This is a genomic window from Actinomadura sp. HBU206391, assembly GCF_014323665.1.
Taxonomy (GTDB): Bacteria; Actinomycetota; Actinomycetes; order Streptosporangiales; family Streptosporangiaceae; genus Actinomadura_C.
In genome coordinates this window covers 1-2,725 of record NZ_JABVEB010000470.1, presented here as the reverse complement: position 1 = coordinate 2,725, position 2,725 = coordinate 1, and the positions used below count along the sequence as shown (strand labels likewise).

3 protein-coding genes are annotated in these 2,725 nt (G+C 71.6%); 2 read left to right on the top strand and 1 reads right to left on the bottom strand.

The genetic code is table 11. The features are described from left to right. On the top strand, positions 1 to 1,053 hold a 1,053-nt coding region (locus HKK72_RS38435; RefSeq protein ID WP_222721668.1), incomplete at its 5' end, for a ketopantoate reductase family protein. Positions 1,054 to 1,174: 121 nt separating this feature from the next. On the opposite strand, the gene panB is transcribed toward HKK72_RS38435, so the two are convergent. Beyond that, positions 1,175 to 2,077, bottom strand: coding sequence for a 3-methyl-2-oxobutanoate hydroxymethyltransferase (gene panB / locus HKK72_RS38430; protein WP_187239296.1), 903 nt, complete (start codon positions 2,075 to 2,077; stop codon positions 1,175 to 1,177). 227 nt (positions 2,078 to 2,304) lie between these two features. On the opposite strand from panB, the gene HKK72_RS38425 reads away from it, so the two are divergent. Further along, the coding region (locus HKK72_RS38425) for an MFS transporter (protein ID WP_315987660.1) at positions 2,305 to 2,725 on the top strand (421 nt) is incomplete at its 3' end.

Here is a 2,725-nt window from a genome sequence, read left to right as displayed (position 1 = left end):
ACGGCCGCCGCGCGGGACGGATGGCGGGTCGAGGCAGGGCGCGGCGGGTCGAGGCGGCGGGTGCCCGCTGCGACAGGAGGTGCGATGCGGTTCATCGTCTACGGGGCGGGCGCGATCGGCGGGGTGATCGGTGGCCGGCTGTTCCAGGCGGGACACGACGTCACACTGATCGCGCGCGGCGCGCACCGCACCGCGATCCGCGATCGCGGGCTTCTGGTGGAGTCGCCGGACGACTCGGCCCGCCTGCGGATCCCGGTGGTCGGCCACCCGAGTGAGCTCGGCTACGAGCCGGGCGACGTCGTGCTGCTCGGCATGAAGACACAGGACACCGCCGAGGCCGTCCGCGCTCTGGCCGCCTCGGCGCCGCCGGACATCGTCGTCGCCTGTGCGCAGAACGGGGTGGAGAACGAGCGCCTCGCGCTGCGGTCGTTCGCCCGGGTGTACGGCGTGTGCGTGGTCCTGCCGGCCGCCCACCTGCGACCCGGGGTCGTGCAGGTGTACTCCGCGCCGGTCGGCGGTGTGCTCGACGTCGGGCGCTATCCCGGGGGGACCGACGACGTGGCGCCCGCGATCGCGGGCGCCTTCCGCGACGCAGGCTTCGGCTCCGCCCACCGGCCCGACGTGATGCAGTACAAGTACGGCAAGCTGCTGACCAACCTGGGAAACGCCGCCGAGGTGGTGTGCGGGCCGGGGGAGGGCGCCCGCGACATCGCGGCGCTGGCCCGGGCCGAGGGGCTGGCGTGCTTCCACGCGGCCGGCGTCGATTTCGCCGAGGCGGACATGACCGTCTACGCCGACGTGCTCAACGTGCGGCCGGTGGGCGGCCGGCGGCGCTTCGGCGGCTCCTCCGTCCAGAGCCTTCAACGGGCCACCGGCAGCGTGGAGACGGACTATCTCAACGGCGAGATCGTCCTGCTCGGGCGGACGTACGGGGTGCCGACGCCCGTCAACGAACTGCTGGGGCACATGGCCAACGAGATGGCGCGCGACCGCCGCCCGCCGGGCCTGGTGGCTCCCGAGGAGTTCCTGGCAGCGGTGGCGGCCCGTTCGTAGTCGCCCGAGCCCGTTCGTGATCGCCCGGGGCCGGTCGCAGCCGCCTCGGCCACCCACCCCTGCGGACACGCGTCGCAGGGGCGGGCGTCGCGGGCGCCGTGTCTCAGTGGCGCGCCATGTCTCAGTGGTAGGACTGCGCGGCGGTGGGGAAGGCCCCGGAGACGACCTCTTCGGCGTACGACCTCGCCGCGTCGGTGAGCACCCCGGCGACGTCGGCGTACTTCTTGACGAACTTGGCGGTCCGGGGGGTGAGCCCGGCCATGTCCTGCCAGACGAGGACCTGGGCGTCGCAGTCGGGGCCTGCGCCGATGCCGATTGTGGGAATCGACAGTGACGCGGTGACCCGGGCGGCCAGATCCTCGGGTACGCACTCCAGCACGACGGAGAAGGCCCCGGCGGCCTCCAGCGCCTTGGCGTCGGCCATGAGCTGCTCGCCCGCCTCGCCGCGGCCCTGCACGCGGTATCCGCCGAAGGTGTTCACCGACTGCGGCGTGAGCCCGAGGTGGCCCATCACCGGGATGCCGGCCGCGACCATCGCCTCGGCCTGGGCCAGGATCCGCTGCCCGCCTTCGAGCTTGACCGCGTGCGCGCCGGTCTCCTTGAGGAACCGCGTGGCGGTGCCGAGCGCCTCCGTCACGCCGGCCTGGTAGGAGCCGAACGGCAGGTCGGCGACCACCATGGCGCGCTTGGAGCCGCGGACCACGGCGGCGGTGAGCGGGATCAGATCGTCGACGGTCACCGGGATGGTGGAGTCGTAGCCGTACACGACCATGGCGGCGGAGTCGCCGACGAGGAGCACGGGAATGCCCGACTCGTCGAAGATCCGCGCGGTGAGGGCGTCGTAGGCGGTGAGCATGGGCCACTTCTCGTGCCGCTGCTTTGCGGCGGCGATGTCCCGCACCGTGACCCGGCGTCCGGACTGGCCGCCGTAGAGGGCGGTCGGCTGACCGGAAGCGGTGGGCGGGGCGTCGGTGGCGGCCTTGGCGTTGTTGGCGTGCGCGTCGGGCACGACGACAGCAGACATCGAGAACCTCCAGTCTCGAGGCGCCACGGTGGCGTCCCCGGACGGGATCGATGATCCCACTTTGACAACGCTTCCGGTACCCCCGGGGATTCCGGGAGGCACCCCGCCGGCGACCGCCCGAGAAACGATACGTTTGCGTATCGCTATCGGCGCGGCGTAGGCTCGGATCAATACGATACGCATACGTATCGTTTAATCTCCGCAGTCAAAGGAGCAGCGTGGATTCAGTGGCACCCCCTGTGCCGGCCGCCAATCCCCGGCGGTGGTACATCCTCGGCGTTCTCGTCGTGAGCCTGCTCGTCGTCGTCCTGGACAACACGGTCCTGAACGTCGCCCTCAAGACGATCGCCGATCCGCGCGCCGGCCTCGGCGCGACGCAGAGCGAGCTCGAGTGGTCGATCAACTCCTACACGCTCGTGTTCGCCGGGCTGCTCTTCACCTTCGGCGTCATCGGCGACCGGCTGGGCCGCAAGCGCATCCTGATCGCCGGCATGGTGATGTTCGGCATCGCGTCATTGCTCTCGGCGTACGCGCAGGACCCGGCGCAGCTCATCTGGGCCAGGGCGGCGATGGGCCTGGGCGGGGCCGCGATCATGCCGCAGACCCTTTCGATCATCACGAACGTCTTCGAGCCGCACGAGCGCGCGA